Origin of the sequence: Acidovorax radicis N35 (assembly GCF_000204195.1) — a bacterium.
Taxonomy (GTDB): Bacteria; Pseudomonadota; Gammaproteobacteria; order Burkholderiales; family Burkholderiaceae_C; genus Acidovorax; species Acidovorax radicis.
In genome coordinates, this window is record NZ_AFBG01000019.1 from 759304 (window position 1) to 781154 (window position 21851).

Here is a 21851-nt window from a genome sequence, read left to right on the forward strand (position 1 = left end):
GGGCCACGACGGTGGCAACGATTGCGCCACAGATGGCAAAGATAGATCAGAACTCCTTTTTTCATAGCTGCTTGCGCTTTATGGACAAGCGCTAGAGGCCCATTTCATTCACAACCACCGCATAGGAACCCATGGCATGAGCACGTTTTACGACGCCCTGGAAACCCGCGACCCTTCAGCGCGCGAGGCCGCACTGCTTGCCGCTCTGCCCACCCAGGTGGCCCACGCCCAGGCGGCGTCGCCCGCATTTGCGGGCATCTTGGCTGGCGTCGATGCGTCGGCAGTCACGACCCGCGCGGCACTGGCGCAGCTGCCCGTCACGCGCAAGTACGAGCTGCTGGAGCGCCAGCAAGCGCAGCGCGCGAGCAATGTATTCGGCGGGTTTTCGGCGCTGGGCTTTGGCGCGGGCATGCCGCGCGTGTTCGCCAGCCCCGGCACCATCTACGAACCGGAGGGCACGCGCCGCGATTACTGGCGCATGGCGCGCGCCATCTACGCGGCAGGTTTTCGGCCCGGCGAGCTGATCCACAACAGCTTCAGCTACCACTTCGTGCCCGCAGGCTCGATCATGGAAACCGGCGCCCACGCGCTGGGCTGCACGGTGTTTGCGGGTGGCACGGGCCAGACCGAGCAACAGGTGCAGGCCATGGCCGAGCTGCAACCTGCGGGTTATATCGGCACGCCCAGCTTTCTCAAGATCATTGTCGAAAAGGCTGCCGAGATGGGCGTGGCGCTGCCCACGGTGAACAAGGCCCTGGTGTCCGGCGAAGCCTTTCCGCCCTCGCTGCGCGACTGGTTTACCGAGCGCGGCATCGCGGGCTACCAGTGCTACGCCACGGCCGACCTCGGCCTGATCGCGTACGAGACCAGCGCGCGGGAAGGCCTGGTGCTCGACGAAGGCGTGATCGTCGAGATCGTGCGCCCCGGTACCGGCGACCCGGTGCCCGAGGGCGAGGTGGGCGAGCTGGTGGTGACCACGCTCAACCCCGACTACCCGCTGATCCGCTTTGGCACCGGCGACCTCTCGGCCGTGCTGCCAGGCACCTGCCCCACGGGCCGCACCAACACGCGCATCAAAGGCTGGATGGGCCGCGCCGACCAGACGACCAAGGTGCGCGGCATGTTCGTGCACCCCGGCCAGATCGCGACCATCGCACGGCGCTTTCCGCAGGTGCTGCGCGCACGCCTGGTGGTCAGCGGCGAGATGGCCAACGACCAGATGGTGCTGCAGGTGGAAACCGTGGAAACCGCCGAAGGCCTGGCGCGCCAGCTGGGCGACGCCATCCGCGAAGTGACCAAGCTGCGTGGCGACGTGCAGATGGTGGCCCCGGGCACTCTGCCCAACGATGGCAAGGTCATTGAGGACGCACGCAGTTATAAGTAGGCAGCACACCCTGTGCCGCCTTTCGGCGCCTCGGTGCGGCCACCAGATGCGGCAGCCCTTCGGAGCAGTCCAAGCCCGCGCAGGCAGGCTCGGAACCGCAGCTCCTCAGCCCCGGAGGGGGACGCCACCCGTGGCTTGGCAAAGCCAGTTCCACGGTGGCGCTGGCGTTGGGCCACGCCTGTTTCGACGATGAGGGGTATGGGCGCGCTGCAAATGCGCGCAAACGTGGGTACTTTCCGCTCCATCCGGTGGTTTGCGGCAGCGCAAGAAGTGCCCACTTCGCGCGGCGCCAGGCCGCAGTGTTTACCCTAGCATTGCTCATATATTAATAGCACACAACGCTTTCCAGATAAGCGCCACGAGCCTGTTTTACTTAAAGACCATGCCACCGGTGTGCTACGTAATATCCGCAATGTTCCCGCAAACCCCCCTCGCTATCATGGCCCGTCATTCACAGGAGCAACCCATGAAAAAAACTCTGAAACTTGCACTGATCGCCGCGGCCGCAGCCACCGCTTTTGGCGCCAGCGCCCAAGACTATCCCGCCAAGGACAAGACCGTCACTATCGTGGTTCCTTTTGCTGCCGGAGGCCCGACCGACCGCGTGGCACGTGATCTGGCCGAAGCCCTGCGCAAGCCCCTGGGCGCCACCGTGGTGGTGGACAACACGGCCGGTGCCGGCAGCTCGATCGGCGCTGCACGCGTCGCCCGCGCCGCACCGGACGGCTACACCCTGCTGCTCAATCACATCGGCATGTCCACCATGCCCGCGCTGTACCGCAAGCTCGCCTTCAGCGTACCCAACGACTTTGAATACCTGGGCATGGTCAACGATGTGCCCATGACGCTGATCGCACGGCCCACCATGCCCGCGAACAACTTCAAGGAACTGACGGCCTGGATTCAGCAGAACAAGGGCAAGATCAACCTGGGCAACGCGGGCCTGGGCGCAGCGTCGCACCTGTGCGGCCTGATGTTCCAGAGCGCCATGCAGGTGGACATGACCCCCGTGCCCTACAAGGGCACTGCCCCCGCCATCACCGACCTGATCGGCGGCCAGATCGACCTGCTGTGTGACCAGACCACCAACACCACGCCGCAGATCGAGAGCAAGAAGGTCAAGGCCTATGCCGTGACCACCACCAAACGCCTGTCCACCCCGGCCCTGAAGGATCTGCCCACCCTGGCGGAGTCGGGCCTGAAGGACTTCAACGTCAGCATCTGGCACGGCCTGTACGCCCCCAAGGGCACGCCGGCACCGGTCGTTACCAAGATCAATGAAGCCCTCAAGATCGCCCTGAAAGACCCCGACTTCATCAAGAAGCAGGAAGGCCTGGGCGCTGTGGTCGTCACCGACAAGCGCATGGAACCTGCCGAGCACAAGAAGTTTGTGCAGGCCGAGATCGACAAATGGGGCGCGGTGATCAAGGCTGCGGGCACCTACGCAGACTGATCCCTCTTCTCGCTGCAGATCACCAGGTAATTGATTCGCAAGCCGCCTCGGCCCCCAGGGTCAAGGCGGCTTTTTTACGGATGAAATCCGCCACACGCCATGGTCGGCCTTGGGGTTATCCACCTGCACCAATTCACAGGCACCGCGTAGAACAGACAGCACCCCCACACGACCGACGAAAGGACCCCCGCATGACATGGCTCGCCCGTGAACGCCGCCGCACCATTGCCACCCTGGGCATGCTCGCACTGGGCTGCGCAGCACCCGGGCTGCACGGCGCCCATGCCCAAGCGGCCTGGCCCACCAAGCCCGTGCGCATCGTCGTGCCCTTTGCCCCTGGCGGCACCACCGACATCCTGGCACGCGCCATGGCACCGGAACTCACGCGCGCCTTCGGCCAGCAGTTCTTCGTGGACAACCGTGCCGGAGCCGGTGGCAATGTGGGTGCAGAGATCGTGGCCAAATCACCCGGCGACGGATACACCCTGCTCATGGGCACTGTGGGCACGCACGGCATCAACCGCGCGCTGTATGCCAAGCTGCCCTACGACCCCATCAAGGACTTTGTGCCCATCACGCTGGTGGCCGCCGTGCCCAACGTGATGGTGATGAACGCCGATAAGGCCAAGGCCCAGGGCATCACCAGCGTGCAAGACTTCATCCGCGTGGCCAAGGCCAGCCCCGGCAAGATGAACATGGCCTCCAGCGGCAATGGCACCTCGATCCACCTTGCAGGCGAGTTGTTCAAGAGCATAACGGGCACCTTCATGCTGCACTTGCCCTACCGGGGCTCGGGCCCGGCACTGCTGGACATGGTGGCAGGCAACGCGGACGTGATGTTCGACAACCTGCCTTCGTCCATGGCACAGATCAAGGCGGGCAAGCTAACGGCCCTGGCAGTGACCAGTTCGCAGCGCTCCAGCGCGTTGCCGGATGTGCCCACCGTCGAGCAGGCCGGTGGCCCGACGCTCAAGGGCTACGAGGCAAGTTCGTGGTTTGGTCTTCTGGCCCCCGCTGGCACGCCGCAGGACGTCGTGAACCGTATCCAGCAGGAGGTGGCCAAGTCGCTGGCCACACCCGCGATGAAGGAACGGCTCCTGGCCCAGGGTGCGATCCCGGGCGGCAATACGCCGGCCGAGTTCGCCAAGCACATCGACAACGAGCACAAGAAATGGGCGCAGGTGGTGAAGACGTCGGGCGCAAAAGTGGACTAGCGGACGCCACAACCCGTCTGCACCCCACGCCTCGGGCCTGCGGCTATCTGGCCACAGGGCATCACAAGGAGACGCCTCAGGCCTTGTGCTCCGCGTGCGCCCATGAACGCCATGCCCACAAGATTGCGTCTGTCACGCCATGGGATGGCGGATGATGGTCTTCCATTTCTCGGGGGTCGCCCTGCGGATGTCGCTGAGATAGATCTCGTGGTGCTTGCCCGCCCTCACCGCCTGCGCGTCGATGAACCCGTGAAGGCGCTCGATGACCGGCCCCTCCTCCGAAAAGGGACCGATGTGCAACACCTGCGCACAACGCCCTTCAGCAAAGGCCTCCAGCCGCATGCGATCCACGCCCGGCAATTTCTTCTTTCGCTTCACCTCGGCCATGGCCTCGGAGATCACATCCTGCGGTACCAAGGCAGGCTGCATGATCATCATCGTCCATTGCCACTGGGCCCTGTCGTTGGCAACAAAAGCTGACATGTCATCCGCCCACCACAGGCCTTCCAGCGGCATCACTGCATAGTCGACGGCGTCCACACCCTTCTTGACCATGAATTTGGCGGTGTACGACACCGCGAACAAGGCTTCCACGGCCTGCGCATAGGGCTCCGACGTGGTGGGGTCCCCTGTGCCGTCGATCATCAGGAAGTTGAACGTGGGCACCTCCACTTCCACCACGCTCTTGTGCGAGGGTTGGTACAGAGACTTCAGCTCTTTTTTCAAGTCAATTTTTGACACTTGCTCGGCCCATGGATGCGGGGGCGCCAGAAGCGCCGCCTGATTTTTTCAGCGATGCGTCCGCTTCTTTTTGGAGGCCGCCCCTTTTGCAAAAAACCGACGTGAACATCGCGCTGAGTCCCGACGGTTGATGGCCCCCGGGCGCCATTCGCAGGCTCACACCCCCCAGACCACATCCGCCTCTTCGGCGGCGCTCTTGCGCAGCATCTCGATGAACGGCGCAGCCCGCTGGCGCAGCCGCACCGCATCCACACCGCCGCCTTGTTCGTCCTCGTCTTCCTGGCCCTCGGCCACCGGTGGCTGGGCCTCGCTGGCCAGCACGGCGGCCTCCAGTGCGGCAATGGCGCCAGGAATCTGCGCAGCGGTCACGATGCCATTGGCGCCAGGTGTCTTGCCGATGATCTGCAGGATCTGGCGGCCCTGTGGCTCCAGCATGATCAGATCGGCGGCGGCGCGGGACTTGAATTTGTAGAGCATGGCGAAGCGTTTTCCTTGGTGCGGTTTTCAGCCCGCGTAAATGTAGTCGCGGGTGAATGGATAGTCGGATTGTGCGCCGGGCATGGCCCCCGTGGCCACCTGGCCGTCGGGCTTGGCGGCCAGCATCTGGTGCAGGGCCATCCAGCCACGCTCGAACCCCAGGGCACTGCCCGCCAGGTACAAGCGGTACGCACGCAATACCTTATCACCCTGCTCTGCGCCGGACTGTGCGGCGAGCACTTCGCGCGCCGCAGGCAATTGTGCTTCCAGAGCGTCAGACCACGCCCACAGCGTGCGGGCGTAGTGTGGTCGCAGGTTCTCGGTGTCCACCATCTCCAGGCCAGCACGGGCCGTGTCGTGCAGCACCGCGCCCACATGGACCAACTCCCCCCCTGGGAAGATGTATTGCTCGATGAAATCACCCATGCCCGCACCCAGCTGCGCGTTGTCCGCGCCGCCCGCCGTGATGCCGTGGTTCAGCACCAGCCCGCCGGGCCGCAGCAGGCGCGCCACCGTCTCGAAGTAACGCGGCATCTGCGCGCGGCCCACATGCTCGAACATGCCGATCGAGGCGATCTTGTCGAAGGGCTTTTCCACCTGCAGCTCGCGGTAGTCCACCAGCTGCATCCGCACGCGCCCCTGCAGCCCGCGCTCGCCAATGAGCCGCTCCACATGCGCATGCTGGTTGCGCGAGAGCGTGATGCCCGTGGCATCCACGCCGTAGTGCTCAGCCGCCCACAGCAGCAGGCCACCCCAGCCCGCGCCAATGTCCAGAAAGCGGTCCCCGGGTTGCAGCTGCAGCTTGCGGCAGATGTGATCGAGCTTGGCCTCCTGGGCCTGGGCGAGCGTCAGGTCCGGTGAACGGTAATAGGCGCACGAGTAGACGCGGCGCGGGTCCAGCCACAGCGCATAGAAGTCGTCCGACAGGTCGTAGTGAAACTGCACATGGCGCGCATCGTGCGCCAGCGTGTGCACCGCCATGGAACGCGCCCGGGCCAGCACACGCTGCCACCAGCCGTGGTGCTGGTCGCGGGCAGGGTCGCGCGTGAGCAACCCCGCAGCGGCAGCCATCAGGTCGCGCATGCCCCCTTCGAGCGCTACCCGCCCTTCCACGATGGCCGCGCCCACGTTGCCGATCTCGCCCGTAGCCAGCGCCACCAGCGCCATGCGGTCGCGAAACCGCAAGGTGACGGCAGGCTCGGGCGCGCCCAGCTGCTGGCCAGCCGGCAACTGAACGGCCATGGGCACCGGCAAGGTCGCCAGCCGCCCCTCCAGGGTGTGCAGCAAGTGCTTCATGCAACACATCTTGAAAAGATTGCTGCACTGCGTCAACACCCCGCGCCGGCAGCAGGGTTTCGCCGGGAACGCCCCATTGACAGTATTTTGTTTAAGCCTAAACTATTTTCCCATGAACATCCTCTGCATTGGCGGCGGGCCCGCAGGCCTGTACTTCGCACTGCTCATGAAGCAGCAAAACCCTGCCCACCGGGTCACGGTGGTGGAACGCAACCGGCCCTTTGACACCTTCGGCTGGGGCGTGGTGCTGTCCGACCAGACGCTCGACAACCTGCGCGCGGCCGACGCGCCCTCGGCCGCGCTCATCGGCGATGCGTTCAACCACTGGGACGACATCGAGGTGTTCTTCAAGGGCCGCAGCGTGCGCTCCTCGGGCCACGGCTTTTGTGGCATCGGGCGCAAGCGGCTGCTCAACATCCTGCAGGACCGCTGCCTGGCGGTGGGCGTGGAGCTGGTGTTCGAGACCGATGTGGCCGACGACCAGGCGCTGGCCGCGCAGTACGGCGCCGACCTAGTCATCGCCAGTGACGGCCTCAACAGCCGCATCCGCACCCGCTACGCCGCCACCTACCAGCCCGACATCGACCTGCGCCAGTGCCGATTTGTGTGGCTGGGCACACACAAAAAACTCGATGCTTTTACGTTTGCTTTCGAGCAGACGGAGCACGGCTGGTTCCAGGCGCATGCCTACCAGTTCGATGCCGATACCTCCACCTTCATCATCGAAACGCCCGAGGCAGTGTGGAAGGCGCATGGCCTGGACGCCATGGAGCAGCCCGAGGCGATTGCGTTCTGCGAGAAACTGTTTGCCAAGTACCTCGACGGCAACGCCCTCATCAGCAACGCCACGCACCTGCGCGGCTCGGCCAACTGGATTCGTTTTCCGCGCGTGATCTGCAACACCTGGGTGCACCGCGAGGCCATCCAAGGCAAGCGGGTGCCCATCGTGCTGATGGGCGATGCAGCGCACACGGCGCACTTCTCGATCGGCAGCGGCACCAAGCTCGCGCTCGAAGACGCGATCGACCTGGCCAACGAGTTCGCCACCGGGCTGCCCATCGACGAGGTGCTCACCCACTACGAGGCGCGCCGCAGCGTCGAGGTGCTCAAGATCCAGAACGCCGCGCGCAACAGCACCGAGTGGTTCGAGAACGTGGGCCGCTACACCGGCATGCCCATCGAGCAATTCGCGTACTCGCTGCTCACGCGCAGCCAACGCATCAGCCACGAGAACCTGCGGCTGCGCGACGCGGCGTGGCTGGAGGGCTATGAAGCGTGGCTGGCGGGCGGCAAGGCTGCGGTGCCGCCGATGCTCACACCGTTCACACTCAAGGGCGTCACCCTCAAGAACCGCATCGTCGTCTCGCCCATGGCCACCTACAGCGCGGTCGATGGCGTACCGCAGGACTTCCACCTGGTGCACCTGGGCGCCCGGGCCCTCGGCGGCGCGGCACTGGTGATGGTGGAGATGACCAGCCCCACGCCCGAGGGCCGCATCACCCCCGCCTGCACCGGGCTGTGGAACGATGCGCAGCAGGCCGCCTTCACGCGCATCGTGCATTTCGTGCACGGCAGCAGCACCGCCAAGATCGGCCTGCAGCTGGGCCACAGCGGCCCCAAGGGCTCCACGCGCGTGGGCTGGGAAGGCACGGACGAACCGCTGCCCCATGGCAACTGGCCCCTGCTCGCTGCCAGCGCGCTGGCCTATGGCGAACAGAACCAGACACCTGCGGCGATGACCCGCACCGACATGGACCGGATGACCGCCGCGTTTGTGGACAGCGCCCGGCGCGCGCTGGCCTGCGGCTTCGACTGGCTGGAACTGCACTGCGCACACGGCTACCTGCTGGCCAGCTTCATCAGCCCCATCACCAACCAGCGCACGGATGCATACGGCGGCAGCATCGACAACCGCTGCCGCTACCCGCTCGAAGTGTTCGCCGCCGTGCGCGCCGTGTGGCCCGAGGACAAGCCGCTCTCCGTGCGCATCTCGGCCCACGACTGGGCGCCGGGCGGCACCACGCCCGACGACGCGGTAGAAATTGCGCGCCTGTTCAAAGCTGCGGGTGCCGACCTGATCGACGTGTCGTCCGGCCAGACCACGCGCGCCGCCAAGCCCGTGTACGGCCGCATGTACCAGACGCCGTTTGCCGACCGCATCCGCAACGAAGTGGGCATTGCCACCATGGCCGTGGGTGCGATCACCGAGGCGGACCATGCCAACAGCATCATTGCCGCCGGCCGCGCCGACCTGTGCGCCATTGCCCGCCCCCACCTGGCCGACCCGGCCTGGACGCTGCACGCCGCCGCGCAGTTGAGCCCCGTGGCCGCAACGCACACCGACTGGCCGGTGCAGTACACCAGCGGCCGCGACCAGATGCTGCGCGAGATATCCAAGCAAAAACAGCTCGCAACGCTTGCCAATCAAACGCAATCAGCTACTAAAAGCAGAGCACCCGAGGAAGAAGGCTAGCCATGGACCTCGAAGCCCGCCTGCACGGCGCTGCCCCCAGCGAGCACCCCGAAGCGCTGCGCCTGTGGCTGCGTTTGCTCACCTGCACGCAGCTCATCGAAAAACAGGTGCGCAGCAACCTGCGCGCGCAGTTCGACACCACGCTGCCGCGCTTTGACCTGATGGCGCAGCTCGAACGCGCGCCGGACGGCATGAAGATGAAAGAGCTCTCCCGCCGCATGATGGTGACGAGCGGCAACATCACCGGCATCACCGACCAGCTCGTGGCGGAAGGCCTGGTGGAGCGCCTGGACGTGGAAGGCGACCGCCGTGCCTACCTCGTGCGCCTCACGCCGCAAGGCCGCCAGCAGTTCAACGACATGGCGCGCCAGCACGAGCAGTGGATCGTGGAGGCGTTTGCCACGCTGGGCGAACGCGACATCGCCACCTTGCACCGCCTGCTGGGCAAGGTGAAAGAACACACCCAAGACAACTCTTTGGAGACAGCCGAATGAAACACTTCATCGGGGCCAGCAACCCCATGCGCGAGCAGTTCAACCCAGAGGCCCGCTACGTGGCCGAGCATTTTGCGTGGAGCTTCGACGGCGGCGTGGGCACCGTCACGCTCAACCGGCCGGACCGCAAGAATCCGCTCACCTTCCAGAGCTACTCGGAGCTGCGCGACTTCTTCTACGCGCTGCGGTTTGCCACCGACGTGAAGGCCATCGTCGTCACCGGCGCGGGTGGCAACTTCTGCTCGGGCGGCGACGTGCACGAGATCATCGGCCCGCTGACCACCATGACCATGCCCGAGCTGCTGGAGTTCACGCGCATGACGGGCGACCTGATCAAGGCCATGCGCGCCTGCCCGCAGCCCGTGCTGGGCGCCATCGACGGCATCTGCGCCGGTGCGGGCGCCATGATGGCGCTGGCCTGCGACATGCGCTACGGCACCGAGGCGACCAAAACGGCCTTTCTCTTCACCCGCGTGGGCCTGGCCGGTGCCGACATGGGCGCCTGCGCACTGCTGCCCCGCATGATCGGCCAGGGCCGCGCCAGCGAGCTGCTGTTCACCGGCCGCGCGATGACAGCGCACGAGGGTCTCGCCTGGGGCTTCTTCAACGATTTGTATGAGAGCGCCGACCTGCTGGCCAACGTGCAGGCCACGGCGCGCACGCTGGCCGACGGCCCCACCTTTGCCCACGGCATGACCAAGACCATGCTCAGCCAGGAGTGGAGCATGACCATCGAGCAGGCCATCGAGGCCGAGGCGCAGGCGCAGGCGATCTGCATGCAGACCGAAGACTTCCGGCGTGCGTACGAGGCGTTTGCCGCCAAGCAAAAGCCCGTGTTCCAGGGAGATTGAACCCATGCACGTTGCAACGCCCCCGGCCCCCCGCCCGCCCTCCACGGCGCACCTGTCCCTGCCCTTCTTCGACGACGCCCACCGCGCGCTGGCCGAGGGCCTGGTGCCCTGGGCTGCCGCACAGCAGGTCGATGAAACCGACGACCGCGCCGCCTGCCGCGACTGGGTGCAGCGCCTGGGCGCGGGCGGCTGGCTGCGCTACTGCGTGCCCGCCGCACACGGCGGCGCCCTGCCCGCGCTCGACTCGCGCGCGCTGGTGGTACTGCGCGAGACACTGGCCTACCACTCGCCGCTGGCGGACTTTGCGTTTGCCATGCAGGGCCTGGGCAGCGGCGCCATCACGCTGGCCGGCAGCCCGACGCAGCAGGCGCACTACCTGCAGGGCGTGGCGCGCGGCGAGCTGATCGCGGCTTTCGCGCTGAGCGAGCCCGAAGCGGGCTCTGACGTAGGCGCTATGCAAACAATAGCTACCAGCGCTTATCCATCAAGCGCTAGTGGCCAAATTGGCTCATATTCCCTCACCGGTACCAAGACCTGGATCAGCAACGGCGGCATTGCCGACTTCTACTGCGTGTTCGCCAAGACCGACCCCGCCGGCGGCACGCGGGGCATCAGCGCCTTCATCGTCGACGCGGACACGCCGGGCCTGGATGCCTCAGAGCACATCCACGTGATGGCGCCGCACCCCCTGGCCACGCTGCAGTTCAGCAACTGCACCGTACCCGCCACCGCACTGCTCGGTGAAGAGAACGGCGGGTTCAAACTGGCCATGCGCACGCTCGACATCTTCCGCGCATCGGTGGCCGCCGCCGCCCTGGGCATGGCGCGCCGCGCACTGGCCGAGGCCGTGCACCACGCCCGCCAGCGCCGCATGTTCGGCCAGACGCTGGCGGACTTCCAGCTCACCCAAGCCAAGATCGGCGAGATGGCCGCGCTGGTGGACAGCGCCGCGCTGCTGACCTACCGCGCGGCCTGGCTGCGCGACACGGGCCAGGCCCGGGTCACGGCCGAAGCCGCGATGGCAAAAATGACCGCCACCGAAAACGCCCAGCGCGTCATCGACATGGCACTGCAACTGCACGGCGGGCGCGGCGTGGAAGTCGGCAGCAAGGTCGAGTCGCTGTACCGCGACATCCGCTCACTGCGCATCTACGAAGGCGCCACCGAAGTGCAGCAACTCATCATCGGCAAGGCCGTTTTGCAGGAGTGATCGCATGAAAGCCTCTTCCGAACCCTCGGCCCAGCCCGACCATTTCGTGCACGACCGGCTGCCACCCGCATCCGCCTTGCCGACCATGCGCTACGACCTGCCCGAGCAGCAGATCGCTGCCCAGGCCAACCTGGTGCAGGCCCTGTTTGAGCAGGCCGAGCGCGCCGGCCACATCGACCGCCCGCTGCTGCGCGGCCCGCACCGCACGTACACCTACCGCGACGCCTGGACCGAGGCCGCGCGCATCGCCGAGGTACTGATGCAGGACCACGGCCTCGTGCCCGGCAACCGCGTGCTGCTGCGCGGCGGCAACACGGTGGAGATGGCGCTGGCCTGGCTGGGCACCGTCTACGCGGGGCTGGTGGCAGTGGCCACCATGCCACTGCTGCGCGCGGGCGAGCTGGCCAGCATCATTGAACGCGCACAACCCACGCTGGCGCTGTGCGACGGTCGCCTGCTGGCCGAGCTGCAGGCCGCCCAAACGCAGCACCCCGTGCTGGCCGCCATCGTGCCGTTTCACACCGCGCCCGACGCGGCCGACCTGATCCAGCGCGCGCAGGCCAAGCCGGGCACCACACCGCCCTGCCCCACATCGGCCGACGACATCGCGCTGATGGCCTTCACCTCCGGAACCACCGGCGCACCCAAGGCCGCCGTGCACACGCACCGCGACGTGCTGGCGGGCTGCGAGGCCTGGCCGCGCCACGTGCTGCGGGCCACGCCCGACGACATCGTGGCCGGATCGCCACCGCTGGCCTTCACCTTCGGGCTGGGCGGCTTGCTCGTCTTCCCCATGTGGGCCGGGGCCAGCGTGTACTTCCCGGACCAACCCTACACCCCTGAGACCATGGTCACCCTGATGCGCGATGCGGGCGTCACCATCTGCTACACCGCGCCCACGTTCTACCGGCAGATGGCGCCGTTCGCCCAACAGATCGGTCTGCCGCAGCTGCGCATCAGCGTGAGCGCCGGCGAGGGCCTGCCCGACGCAACGCGCCAGCTGTGGAAGAACGCCACCGGCATCGACATGACGGACGGCATCGGTGCCACCGAGATGTTCCACATCTTTGTCTCGTCGGCGGGCGGCGAAAGCCGCCCTGGCGCCATCGGCAAGGTCGTGCCCGGCTACACCGCCAAGGTGGTCGACGACGGTGGCCATGAGGTGCCGCTGGGCACGGTAGGGAAGCTGGCCGTGATCGGCCCCACGGGCTGCAAGTACCTCGACGACCCGCGCCAGGCCAAGTATGTGAAGGACGGCTGGAACTACCCGGGCGACGCGTTCACGCAGGACGCCGACGGGTACTTCTTCTACCAGGCGCGCGACGACGACATGATCATCACCGCCGGCTACAACGTGGGCGGCCCCGAGGTCGAAGACGCCCTGCTGCGCCACCCCGCCGTGGCCGAGTGCGGCGTGATCGGCGTGCCCGACGAGGAGCGCGGCATGGTGGTCAAGGCCATCTGCGTCTTGAAGCCCGGCCACACAGGCGATGCAGCCATGGTCAAGACCTTGCAGGACCATGTGAAAGCCACCATCGCCCCGTTCAAATACCCGCGCGTGGTGGAGTTCGTCGCGACCCTGCCCCGCACCGAAACCGGCAAACTGCAGCGCTTCAAGCTGCGCCAGGGCGCTGCGGCTCCTTCCTCTACAAAAACAACATGATGATGAACACAGTATTGCAACCCGAGGGCTGGGTGGCCCCCAAGGGCTATGCCAACGGCATGGCCGCACGCGGCACCATGGTCTTCACCGGCGGCCAGATCGGCTGGAACGCGCAGCAGCAGTTCGAGAGCGACGACTTCATCGCCCAGACCCGGCAAACCCTGCTGAATGTGCGTGCGGTGCTGGAGGCCGGTGGTGCCGGCCCCGAGCACCTGGTGCGGCTGACCTGGTATGTGACCGACCGCAACGAATACAACAGCCGCCTGAAGGAGCTGGGTGCTGTCTACCGCGAGGTGCTGGGCAAGAACTTCCCGGCGATGGCGTGTGTGCAGGTGGCGGGGCTCATGGAAGAGCGCGCGAAGATCGAGATTGAAGCAACCGCCGTAATCCCGGACTGAGCTTTTCCAGCCACCGCTGCAGCGCTTGCCCGTACAGGATGAACGCCAGCGCCGCCCCAATCAACGGCAGCGCGGCAAACACCCAACCCGTCAGCAGCTCGCCGCCCAGCGCCACGCCCACCAGCAGCGCCACCGCAGGGTTCACGAACGAATAGCTGCCCGCCAGCGCGGCCGACGTGTTCTGCAGCAACCACAGATACGCATTGAGCGCCACCAGCGTGCCAAACACCAGCAGATAGACCCACGCCGCCCACGACTTGGCGCTGACCTGGCCCAGAGCCGAGAGCGGCTCGAACCACAGCGCCACCACCAGCCCCATCGCGCCGCCCGCAAACCACTGCGCGGCCGAGGCCATGGCAGGTGCGGGCAACGAGAGCTTGCGCGATGCATACGAGCCGATGCTCCAGCACAGCGGCGCACCAAAGGCCAGCAGCGCACCGAGCCAGGTGGCCGAAAAATCCCCCTCCAGCGCCAGCAGCAGCGCGCCCACCACGCCCAGCGCCAGGCCGATCCAGCTGGTGAAAGGCACCCGCTCGCCGCCCCAGCGCGACCACAGCGCCAGCCACATCGGCATGGTGGTGACCACCGTGGCCATGAGGCCCGAACCAATGCCCAGCTTTTGCGCAAAGCCCATCAGGTTCATGGCCAGAAACACCATGCAGCCGCCAACCACCGCCGAATTGCGCCACTGCACCCGCGTGGGCAGTGCATGGCCTTGCCACAGCGCAATCAGCAACATCACGCCGCCCGCGCACAGAAAACGGATGGCGTTCATGAGCAGCGGCGGCATGGTCTGCACCGCAATGCCGATGGCGAAATAGGTGGTGCCCCACACCACATAGACCAGCAGCAGTGCCATGGCGACGGCCCAGCTTCGCTGTGATCGGGGTTGCGCGTTGAAAATTGCCGGCATATTCTTCACCTTACCGAATAATTTATGGAAACCGCGAGGTTTTCGGAATTTTTACCAAAATCAATCGAATATGCAAGCAAATATTCAGACAGACGACATGGATGCCAGAATTATTTCGGCATTGGGAGCGGATGGCCGACGCTCCTATGCCGACGTGGGGGCCGAAGTGGGACTGTCCACGGCCGCCGTGCACGAACGCGTGAAGAAGCTGCTGGACAAGGGCGTGATCCGCCGTTTTTCGATCAGCGTGGACCCGGAGCGCGTGGGGCTCAACTTCACCGCCTTCGTGGCCATCCGCAACGACGGCGGCATCCATTGCCGTGACGTGGCACCGCGCCTGCGCGCCATGCCCCAGGTGGAAGAACTTCACAGCGTGGCGGGCGAATACGACTTTCTGGCCAAGGTGCGCACCACGCATGCGCGCGCACTGGAGGATGTGATCTACGAAATCAAGGCCATTGCCGGTGTGGCCCGCACCACCAGCACCGTGGTGCTCAACACCGAGTTCGAGGACCGGCCGCTGGACCTGGGCTGGATGAGCGGGGACAAGGGTGGCTGAGGTCGATTTGCAGCCGACGATTTCCAAGTCCGACAGGCTCCTAGCACCCGCAATGGCCCACGATGCACCCTCCACCGCCTATCGGTATGCGGTGTCTTTTGCCCCCAACCCCGGCAGCCTGGGCTGGCTGGCCGGCAGCCATTGGCTGGGCCGCTGCGCAGCCTTGCTGCAGCCCCTGCAGCAACTGGGTATTGCAGGGGTTTCCGCTGACGACCTGCACCGGCTGACGGCCGCACCGCGCCGCCGTGGCTGGCAGGCCCCGCTCCTGGCGCCTTTTGCGCTGGCACCCGGCACGGACTGGCTCACGCTGCACCACGCCGTGCAGGCGCTGGCCCACAGCCTCATGCCCTGTGTATTGCCAACCCTGCATGTAGAGCGCGTGGGCGACGTTCTGGCGCTGGTGCTGCCTGCGTCCCACGCCGCCAACAGCGCCTTGCAGGAAACCGCTGCAGCCGGCCATGCCGCGCTGCACCGCCTGGCCGCTCCGCCATCCGGCACCGAACCGTTGCGCAGCGAACATCCGCTGGCGCAGCAGGCGTTCCGCTTTCACCTGCCCCTCACCGGCCCGTTGCAGCAGGTGGATGCGCGGACGCAGGCCCTGGTTTTTGATGCCGCGCAGGAATATTTCTCTGACCTGCCCCCGCTGAAGTTCAACAGCCTGGCCCTGTTTGCCGAGCCCACGCCGGGCGCTGACTTTGTGCTGCTGGACCACGTGGAGATGGCACCTTAGCCCTTGGAACAGCGCCTGGCACAGCTTGCCACCCGCCCACAGCCAATTCAATGACCACCACCGACACCGCCATGCCTTCCATCACGATCTATCACAACCCCAAATGCGGTACGTCCCGCAACACGCTCGCCATGATCCGCAACAGCGGCGTGGAGCCCGAAGTCATCGAATACCTCAAGACCCCACCTGACCGCGCCACCCTGCTGGCGCTGATCGCCGCCACGGGTGAACCGGTGATCCACGCCGTGCGCACCAAGGAAGCGGTCTTCACCGAGCTGCAACTGGACGCGCCGGGCGTGACCGATGCGCAGCTCGTCGAAGCGATGCTGCAGCACCCCATCCTCATCAACCGCCCCATCGTGGTCACGCCCCTGGGCACACGGCTGTGCCGCCCGTCCGAGAAGGTGCTGGATATCCTGCCCGCCCCCCAGCAAGGCGCCTTTACCAAGGAAGATGGCGAAGTCGTGACCAATGCCCAGGGCCAGCGTGTCTGAGGCCGTAGCGCACTGCGGCGCATGACCGCCGCCTCACAACGCTGGACCGTGGCGCGCCTGGGCACGGCCCAGACCTTGTCCTGGGCCTCGTCCTACTACCTGCCCGCCATGCTGGCCGTGCCCATGGCGCGCGATCTGGGCGTGGCCACCCCCACCGTGTTCGCAGCGTTCTCGGTGGCGCTCATCGTGTCGGCGTTGCTGGGGCCGGTTGCGGGTCGGACCATCGACCGCCATGGCGGGCGACCGGTGCTGGTGGGCACCAACCTGCTGTTTGCCGCCAGCCTGGCGGGCATGGCGCTGGCGCAAGGCCCCGTGGGCCTGTTTGCCGCCTGGGTGCTGATGGGCGTGGCCATGGGGTCCGGCCTGTACGAGGCCGCGTTTGCCACGCTGGTGCGCCTGTACGGCCAGGGCGCACGCAGTGCCATCACCGGCATCACGCTGATTGCGGGTTTTGCCAGCACCGTGGGCTGGCCGCTGTCGGCCTGGATGGAAGTGCAATGGGGCTGGCGCGGCGCATGTGTGGGATGGGCAGCATTGCATTTGCTGGTGGGCTTACCGCTGAACGGCTGGTTGCCGCGCATCGCGTCCGAAGAGAAGGGCCCAACCACAGGAGCCGGTACACACTCTTCCACCGCCGCCACAACAGCCACACCTGCATCGCCCGCTCCCGACCACGCGCTGCGCACCACCGTGCTCCTGTCCTTCGTGTTTGCCGTCACCTGGTTCACCAGCACTGCCATGGCGGCCCATCTGCCACGCCTGCTGCAGGCCAGTGGCACATCGTTGCAGACGGCGGTGACCATGGCGGCGCTCGTGGGCCCGGCCCAAGTGGCGGCGCGGCTGCTGGAGTTTGGCTTCCTGCGCCGCCTGCATCCATTGCTGTCAGCCCAGCTGGCGGCGGTGGCCCACCCGGTGGGCGCGGCCTTGTTGATGGTGGTGGGCGGGCCCGCAGCCGCGGTGTTCACGGTGTTGCACGGGGCCGGCAACGGCATCCTGACCATTGCCAAGGGCACGCTGCCGCTGGTGCTGTTTGGGCCTGCAGGCTACGGCGCCCGCCAGGGCCTCATGATGGTGCCTGCCCGCGTGGCACAGGCCTTTGCCCCCGTGCTGTTCGGCATGCTGATCGATGGTGTGGGCGCTGCCGCCCTGTGGGCCACCACGCTGCTGGGGTTGGCAGCGCTGGGAGCGTTGTGGGTGTTGCGGCCCGTGGCGCAGCGCTGATCAACCGCGCGGCGCCACAAACTCCGCCCGCGCCTTGAGCGCTGGGGCGCGCGAATGGCAACCCTCCAGGTGGTCGTTCACCAGCCCCATGGCCTGCATGAAGGCATACACCGTGGTGGGGCCCACAAAACTCCAGCCGCGTTTTTTCAGGTCCTTGGACATGGCGATGGACGCGGGCGACGTGGACAGGGTGCGCGCCACCTCGCGCGTGAGGCGCTCGGGCCGGTCGGCGGCGGCAGGCTCGTAGCGCCACGCGTAGTGTGCGAGTGAGCCGAACTCGCGCCGCAGCTCCAGCACGCGCCGTGCATTGTTGATGGTGGACTCGATCTTTCCCCGGTGGCGCACAATGGCCGCGTCCTGCACCAGGCGCTCGACATCGGTGGGGCCGAAAGCGGCAACCTGCTCAGCATCGAAGTTCGCAAACGCTGCGCGAAACCCCTCGCGCTTGTTCAGGATGGTCAGCCAGCTCAGGCCCGACTGGAAGCCCTCCAGGCAGATCTTCTCGAACAGCCGCCGGTCGTCCGCCACCGGAAAGCCCCATTCCTGGTCATGGTAGTGGCGGTAAAACGGCGTGGCCTGGCACCAAGTGCAGCGCGGGCAGCCGGCCTCGTCGGCAAACAGGCCCTCGGGCAAGTCAGGCAGGTCACGCGGCGGAGAGGTGGGTTCAACGGTCATGCGTGGCATTCTAGAAACTGCACCGGCCACGCTGCTGACACCCCTTCGGACGCCCCACGCGATCTGCCCATAAACTGCCCGCATGCGCCAGTTTCTCCCCCGCCTGCGAGCCTTGCCCCCCCTGATGATCAGCCTTGCCCTGGCGGGCTGCGCCAGTACCACCAGCCCCACCAGCATGCTGGGCTACTACTGGCAGTCGGTGCAGGGGCACATGCAGATCATGCAGGCGGCCGAGCCGATCGACCGCTGGATCGCCCGCACCGACGTCCCACCTGCCCTGCGCGAGCGGCTGCAGCTGGCGCAGCGTGCCCGCACCTTTGCCGTGGCCGAGCTGGGCCTGCCCGACAACGCCAGCTACCGCCGCTATGCGGACCTCAAACGCCCCGCCGCCGTGTGGAACGTGGTGGCCGCGCCGCCGTACTCCCTCACGCTGCACACCTGGTGCTTCCCGGTCACGGGTTGCATTGGCTACCGGGGCTACTTCACCGAGGGCGCCGCGCAGGCCGAGGCGGCTGAACTGGCCGCGCAAGGCCTGGAGGTGGAGGTGTATGGCGTGCCCGCGTACTCCACGCTGGGCTACATGAACTGGGCGGGGGGCGATCCGCTGCTCTCCACCTTCATCGCCTGGCCCGAGGGCGACTTTGTGCGCCTGTTGTTCCACGAGCTGGCGCACCAGGTGGTCTATGCCAAGAACGACACCTTGTTCAACGAGTCGTTCGCCACGGCCGTGGAGCGCATCGGCATTGCGCAGTGGCTCGCAACCCAGTCCACCCCGCAGGCGCGCGAGGCGTTTGCCACCAGCGAGGCGCGGCGCAGCGCCTTCCGCGCGCTGACGCGCGCCACACGCGCCCGGCTGGCAGCCATTTATGAACAAAAAGAGGCCCCAGCGCTTGGTGGTAATGCGCTAGAAGCTATGAAAATTGAAGCAATGGAGGCTTTTCGCACCGACTACGCAGCCCTGCGCGCACGCTGGCTGGGTACACCAGGCGGCCCCGCCCCCCAGGCCACCACGGCCCAAGTGACGGGCTACGACCGCTGGGTGGCCAAGGCCAACAACGCCAGCTTTGCCGCCCAGGCCGCCTACGACGAACTGGTGCCCGGATTCGAAGCCCTGTTTGAGCGCGAAGGCCGCGACTGGCCCCGGTTTTATGATGCCGTACGACAACTGACGCAGCAGCCCCAGCCTCAACGCCACGAGGCCTTGCGCGCACTGCGGCCTTCCCAGACAACGCCCTAAGGAGACGACCCATGCCCGACATCCACATCCACCGCGACCACCACCTGGGCTTCAAGGAAGCCCGCAAGGTCGCCTTCTCCTGGGCCGAAAAGGCCGAAGAAAAATTCGACATGGAATGCACCTACGAAGAAGGCGAGAAGGAGGACCTGCTGACCTTCACCCGCTCGGGCGTCAAGGGCACACTGCTGGTGGATGCCCACCAGTTCGAGATGAAGGCACAGCTCGGTTTTCTGTTCGGCGCGTTCAAGGACCGCATCGAGGCCGAAATTGGCGAACAGCTCGACGCCCTGCTCAATGCGCCCCACCCCGGCGCCAAGAAGCCCGCTGTCGACAAGAAGAAACACGCGGCGGAGGCGGGTGCAGACAAGCCGGCCACCAAAGCAGCGGCGAAACCCGCACCCAAGGCCAAGAAGGCGTAGCCGCCGGGGCCCTGACCATGACATCCACCGCCACGGACTCTGCTACCTACAGCCCGGCATTCGACACCCTCTCCACACTGCTCCACACCCGCTACAGCTGCCGCGCCTTTCTGCCCGAACCCCTGCCACGCGCGACCATCGAGCGCATCCTGGCCACAGCGCAGCGCACGGCCTCGTGGTGCAATGCGCAGCCCTGGCAGCTCACCATTGCCAGTGGCGCCACGCTGGAGCGCCTGCGCAGCGCACTGTCGGCCCACATGGCCACAGCGGCCCCTGCGCCCGACCTATCCTGGCCCCGCGAATACCGGGGGGTGTACCAGGAGCGGCGGCGCGAATGTGGCTGGGGCCTGTACGAAGCGCTGGGCATTGCCAAGGGCGACCGCGAGGCCTCGGCCCGCCAGGCGGCGCAGAACTTCACGATGTTCGGCGCACCGCATGTGGCCATCGTCACCAGCGACGAGGCGCTGGGCGTCTATGGTGCGGTGGACTGCGGCGCGTATGTGAGCAACTTCATGTTGGCCGCGCACAGCCTGGGCGTGGGCTCCATCGCACAGGCTGCGCTGGCCTCCTACCCCGGCGTGCTGCGCGACGTGCTGGGCATTGGCGAGGACCGCACCATCGTCTGCGGCATCTCGTTCGGCATGGCGGACCCGGAACATCCGGCCAACCATTTCCGCACCACGCGTGCCGATCCGGCGGGCAGCGTGGTGTGGCGGGACTGACCGAGCGGATATCAGGCGGCAGCGCGCAACAAGGGGCTGCGCGTGCGCAGCACCCCGAACAGGTCCTTGGGGTCTGACAGTTCGGGAATCAGTTCCATGGGCTGGCCCATGCCCAACTCGGTGGCCGCGTCGCGCAGGAACCGCAGCGCAGAAAAGTCCTCCAGCGCAAAGCCCACGGAGTCGAACACCGTCACCGCCGCATCGCTGGCCCGGCCCGCACGCTGGCCCGCCAGCACCTCCCACAGCTCGGTCACGGCAAAGTCGGCCGGCAGTTGCTGGATGTCGCCTTCGATGCGCGTCTGCGGCGCGTATTCGACAAATACCTGCGCCTGGCGCAACACATCGGCATGCAGCTCCGTCTTGCCAGGGCAATCGCCCCCCACTGCGTTGATGTGCATGCCCGGTGCCAGCATGTCGGGCGTGAGGATGGTGGCATTGGTCTTGTCCGCCGTCACCGTGGTCACGATGTCGGCGCCGCGCACGGCCTCGGCCGTGCTGGTGCAGACCACGGTGCGCAGGCCCGTGCCTTGCAGGTTGGCCTGCAGCTTGGCGGTGGCGGCCGGGTCGGTGTCAAACAGCCGCAGGGTGTCGATGCCCAGCAGGTGGTGGAAGGCCAGCGCCTGGAACTCGCTTTGGGCGCCGTTGCCGATCAGCCCCATGGTGCGAGCGCCGGGGCGGGCCAGAGCGCGGGCGGCCACGGCCGACATGGCGGCGGTGCGCAGGGCGGTGGTGAGTGTGAGCTCACTCAACAGCAGCGGCGCCCCCGTGGCCACATCGGCCAGCACGCCAAACGCCATCACCGTGGACAAGCCCCAGCGCGTGTTCTTGGGGTGGCCGTTGACGTACTTGAACGCATAGGTCTGGTCGTCGGCAATGGGCATCAGCTCGATCACGCCGTCGCGCGAATGGCTGGCCACACGCGCCGATTTGTCGAAGGCGTTCCAGCGCAGGTAGTCGGCATGCAGGTAGTCGGCCATGCCGCGCAGGCAGGCCTCGACGCCCTTGCGTTGCACCAATGCGATGACATCGGGCGCACTGAGGTAAAGGGTGGAAAAGTGATTTTTGGAAGGCATGGTGCTTGTCTCCGGGTGGGATAGAAGCAGTGTCCTGGAGCGTCGCAGCAATGGGAATCGCCCAAACTGCCGCATATTGCAGGCCGGTTTGCCGGTATGGCAGGGGAATTTGCCACTTTGCACAATAGCCGGCGCCCACGCCCTGGTGGCGTGG

At 66.5% G+C, this 21851-nt stretch carries 22 protein-coding genes; 16 read left to right on the top strand and 6 right to left on the bottom strand.

The window, feature by feature from the left end:
• Positions 1–136: 136 nt before the first annotated feature.
• The 3 genes from ARADN35_RS0113255 (at position 137) to ARADN35_RS0113265 (ending at position 4051) form a co-directional block, all read left to right on the top strand.
• Positions 137–1384, top strand: coding sequence for a phenylacetate--CoA ligase family protein (locus ARADN35_RS0113255; RefSeq protein WP_010462877.1), 1248 nt, complete (start codon positions 137–139; stop codon positions 1382–1384).
• A 466-nt stretch (positions 1385–1850) separates the two neighbouring features.
• Positions 1851–2837 carry a tripartite tricarboxylate transporter substrate-binding protein gene (locus ARADN35_RS0113260; RefSeq protein WP_010462879.1) on the top strand — a complete coding sequence of 329 codons (987 nt, stop codon included), beginning with the start codon at positions 1851–1853 and terminating at the stop codon, positions 2835–2837.
• A 191-nt stretch (positions 2838–3028) separates the two neighbouring features.
• Positions 3029–4051 (top strand): Bug family tripartite tricarboxylate transporter substrate binding protein, encoded by a 1023-nt coding sequence (locus ARADN35_RS0113265; protein WP_010462881.1) that lies wholly within the window; start codon positions 3029–3031, stop codon positions 4049–4051.
• A 132-nt stretch (positions 4052–4183) separates the two neighbouring features.
• Here ARADN35_RS0113265 and ARADN35_RS0113270 read toward each other — a convergent pair whose 3' ends face one another.
• The 3 genes from ARADN35_RS0113270 to ARADN35_RS0113280 form a co-directional block, all read right to left on the bottom strand.
• The gene (locus ARADN35_RS0113270) at positions 4184–4777 is read right to left on the bottom strand and encodes a GyrI-like domain-containing protein (protein WP_010462882.1); all 594 of its coding nucleotides are present in this window, start codon (positions 4775–4777) and stop codon (positions 4184–4186) included.
• Between the two features lie 171 nt (positions 4778–4948).
• Positions 4949–5269, bottom strand: coding sequence for a DUF1840 domain-containing protein (locus tag ARADN35_RS0113275; protein WP_010462884.1), 321 nt, complete (start codon positions 5267–5269; stop codon positions 4949–4951).
• A gap of 27 nt (positions 5270–5296) precedes the next feature.
• On the bottom strand, positions 5297–6565 hold the full coding sequence (locus tag ARADN35_RS0113280; protein ID WP_010462886.1) for a class I SAM-dependent methyltransferase: 1269 nt from the start codon (positions 6563–6565) through the stop codon (positions 5297–5299).
• Positions 6566–6677: 112 nt separating this feature from the next.
• On the opposite strand from ARADN35_RS0113280, the gene ARADN35_RS0113285 reads away from it, so the two are divergent.
• From ARADN35_RS0113285 to ARADN35_RS0113310, 6 genes are read left to right on the top strand one after another with little or no spacing between them, the layout of a single operon-like run.
• Complete coding sequence (locus ARADN35_RS0113285) at positions 6678–9038, top strand: bifunctional salicylyl-CoA 5-hydroxylase/oxidoreductase (RefSeq protein WP_010462888.1); 2361 nt, start codon at positions 6678–6680, stop codon at positions 9036–9038.
• A gap of 2 nt (positions 9039–9040) precedes the next feature.
• A complete protein-coding gene (locus tag ARADN35_RS0113290; protein WP_010462889.1) occupies positions 9041–9532 on the top strand; it encodes a MarR family winged helix-turn-helix transcriptional regulator in 492 nt (163 codons plus the stop codon).
• Entirely contained in the window at positions 9529–10383 is an 855-nt protein-coding gene (locus ARADN35_RS0113295; protein ID WP_010462891.1) for an enoyl-CoA hydratase family protein, read from the top strand. The genes ARADN35_RS0113290 and ARADN35_RS0113295 overlap by 4 nt, the downstream gene beginning before the upstream one ends.
• A 4-nt stretch (positions 10384–10387) precedes the next feature.
• Positions 10388–11593 carry an acyl-CoA dehydrogenase family protein gene (locus ARADN35_RS0113300; protein ID WP_010462893.1) on the top strand — a complete coding sequence of 402 codons (1206 nt, stop codon included), beginning with the start codon at positions 10388–10390 and terminating at the stop codon, positions 11591–11593.
• Positions 11594–11597: 4 nt separating this feature from the next.
• Entirely contained in the window at positions 11598–13256 is a 1659-nt protein-coding gene (locus ARADN35_RS0113305) for an AMP-binding protein (RefSeq protein ID WP_010462895.1), read from the top strand.
• Complete coding sequence (locus tag ARADN35_RS0113310) at positions 13256–13654, top strand: RidA family protein (protein WP_029414001.1); 399 nt, start codon at positions 13256–13258, stop codon at positions 13652–13654. The genes ARADN35_RS0113305 and ARADN35_RS0113310 overlap by 1 nt, the downstream gene beginning before the upstream one ends.
• Here the strand turns inward: ARADN35_RS0113310 and ARADN35_RS0113315 are convergent.
• Positions 13599–14567 carry an EamA family transporter gene (locus tag ARADN35_RS0113315; RefSeq protein WP_029414002.1) on the bottom strand — a complete coding sequence of 323 codons (969 nt, stop codon included), beginning with the start codon at positions 14565–14567 and terminating at the stop codon, positions 13599–13601. The genes ARADN35_RS0113310 and ARADN35_RS0113315 overlap by 56 nt on opposite strands.
• A gap of 97 nt (positions 14568–14664) precedes the next feature.
• Between ARADN35_RS0113315 and ARADN35_RS0113320 the strand changes: the two genes are divergently transcribed.
• The 4 genes from ARADN35_RS0113320 to ARADN35_RS0113335 all read left to right on the top strand — a co-directional run bounded on the left by ARADN35_RS0113320 (position 14665) and on the right by ARADN35_RS0113335 (position 17571).
• The gene (locus ARADN35_RS0113320) at positions 14665–15126 is read left to right on the top strand and encodes an Lrp/AsnC family transcriptional regulator (RefSeq protein WP_010462900.1); all 462 of its coding nucleotides are present in this window, start codon (positions 14665–14667) and stop codon (positions 15124–15126) included.
• Between the two features lie 52 nt (positions 15127–15178).
• Positions 15179–15856 (top strand): DUF1045 domain-containing protein, encoded by a 678-nt coding sequence (locus tag ARADN35_RS0113325; protein WP_010462901.1) that lies wholly within the window; start codon positions 15179–15181, stop codon positions 15854–15856.
• A 71-nt stretch (positions 15857–15927) separates the two neighbouring features.
• Entirely contained in the window at positions 15928–16350 is a 423-nt protein-coding gene (gene arsC, locus ARADN35_RS0113330) for an arsenate reductase (glutaredoxin) (RefSeq protein WP_010462904.1), read from the top strand.
• A gap of 21 nt (positions 16351–16371) precedes the next feature.
• Positions 16372–17571 (top strand): MFS transporter, encoded by a 1200-nt coding sequence (locus ARADN35_RS0113335; RefSeq protein ID WP_010462906.1) that lies wholly within the window; start codon positions 16372–16374, stop codon positions 17569–17571.
• On the opposite strand, the gene ARADN35_RS0113340 is transcribed toward ARADN35_RS0113335, so the two are convergent.
• Positions 17572–18246, bottom strand: a complete 675-nt coding sequence (locus tag ARADN35_RS0113340) for a DNA-3-methyladenine glycosylase I (protein WP_010462908.1) — start codon at positions 18244–18246, stop codon at positions 17572–17574.
• An 82-nt stretch (positions 18247–18328) separates the two neighbouring features.
• On the opposite strand from ARADN35_RS0113340, the gene ARADN35_RS0113345 reads away from it, so the two are divergent.
• Genes ARADN35_RS0113345 through ARADN35_RS0113355 form a run of 3 tightly spaced genes read left to right on the top strand, consistent with a single transcriptional unit; the run spans position 18329 to position 20624 of the window.
• Positions 18329–19483, top strand: a complete 1155-nt coding sequence (locus ARADN35_RS0113345) for an aminopeptidase (protein WP_010462910.1) — start codon at positions 18329–18331, stop codon at positions 19481–19483.
• Between the two features lie 11 nt (positions 19484–19494).
• Positions 19495–19902 (top strand): polyhydroxyalkanoic acid system family protein, encoded by a 408-nt coding sequence (locus ARADN35_RS0113350; RefSeq protein WP_010462912.1) that lies wholly within the window; start codon positions 19495–19497, stop codon positions 19900–19902.
• Positions 19903–19919: 17 nt separating this feature from the next.
• A complete protein-coding gene (locus tag ARADN35_RS0113355) occupies positions 19920–20624 on the top strand; it encodes a nitroreductase (protein ID WP_010462914.1) in 705 nt (234 codons plus the stop codon).
• 11 nt (positions 20625–20635) lie between these two features.
• On the opposite strand, the gene ARADN35_RS0113360 is transcribed toward ARADN35_RS0113355, so the two are convergent.
• A complete protein-coding gene (locus ARADN35_RS0113360; protein WP_010462915.1) occupies positions 20636–21697 on the bottom strand; it encodes an ornithine cyclodeaminase in 1062 nt (353 codons plus the stop codon).
• Between the last annotated feature and the right edge of the window lie 154 nt (positions 21698–21851).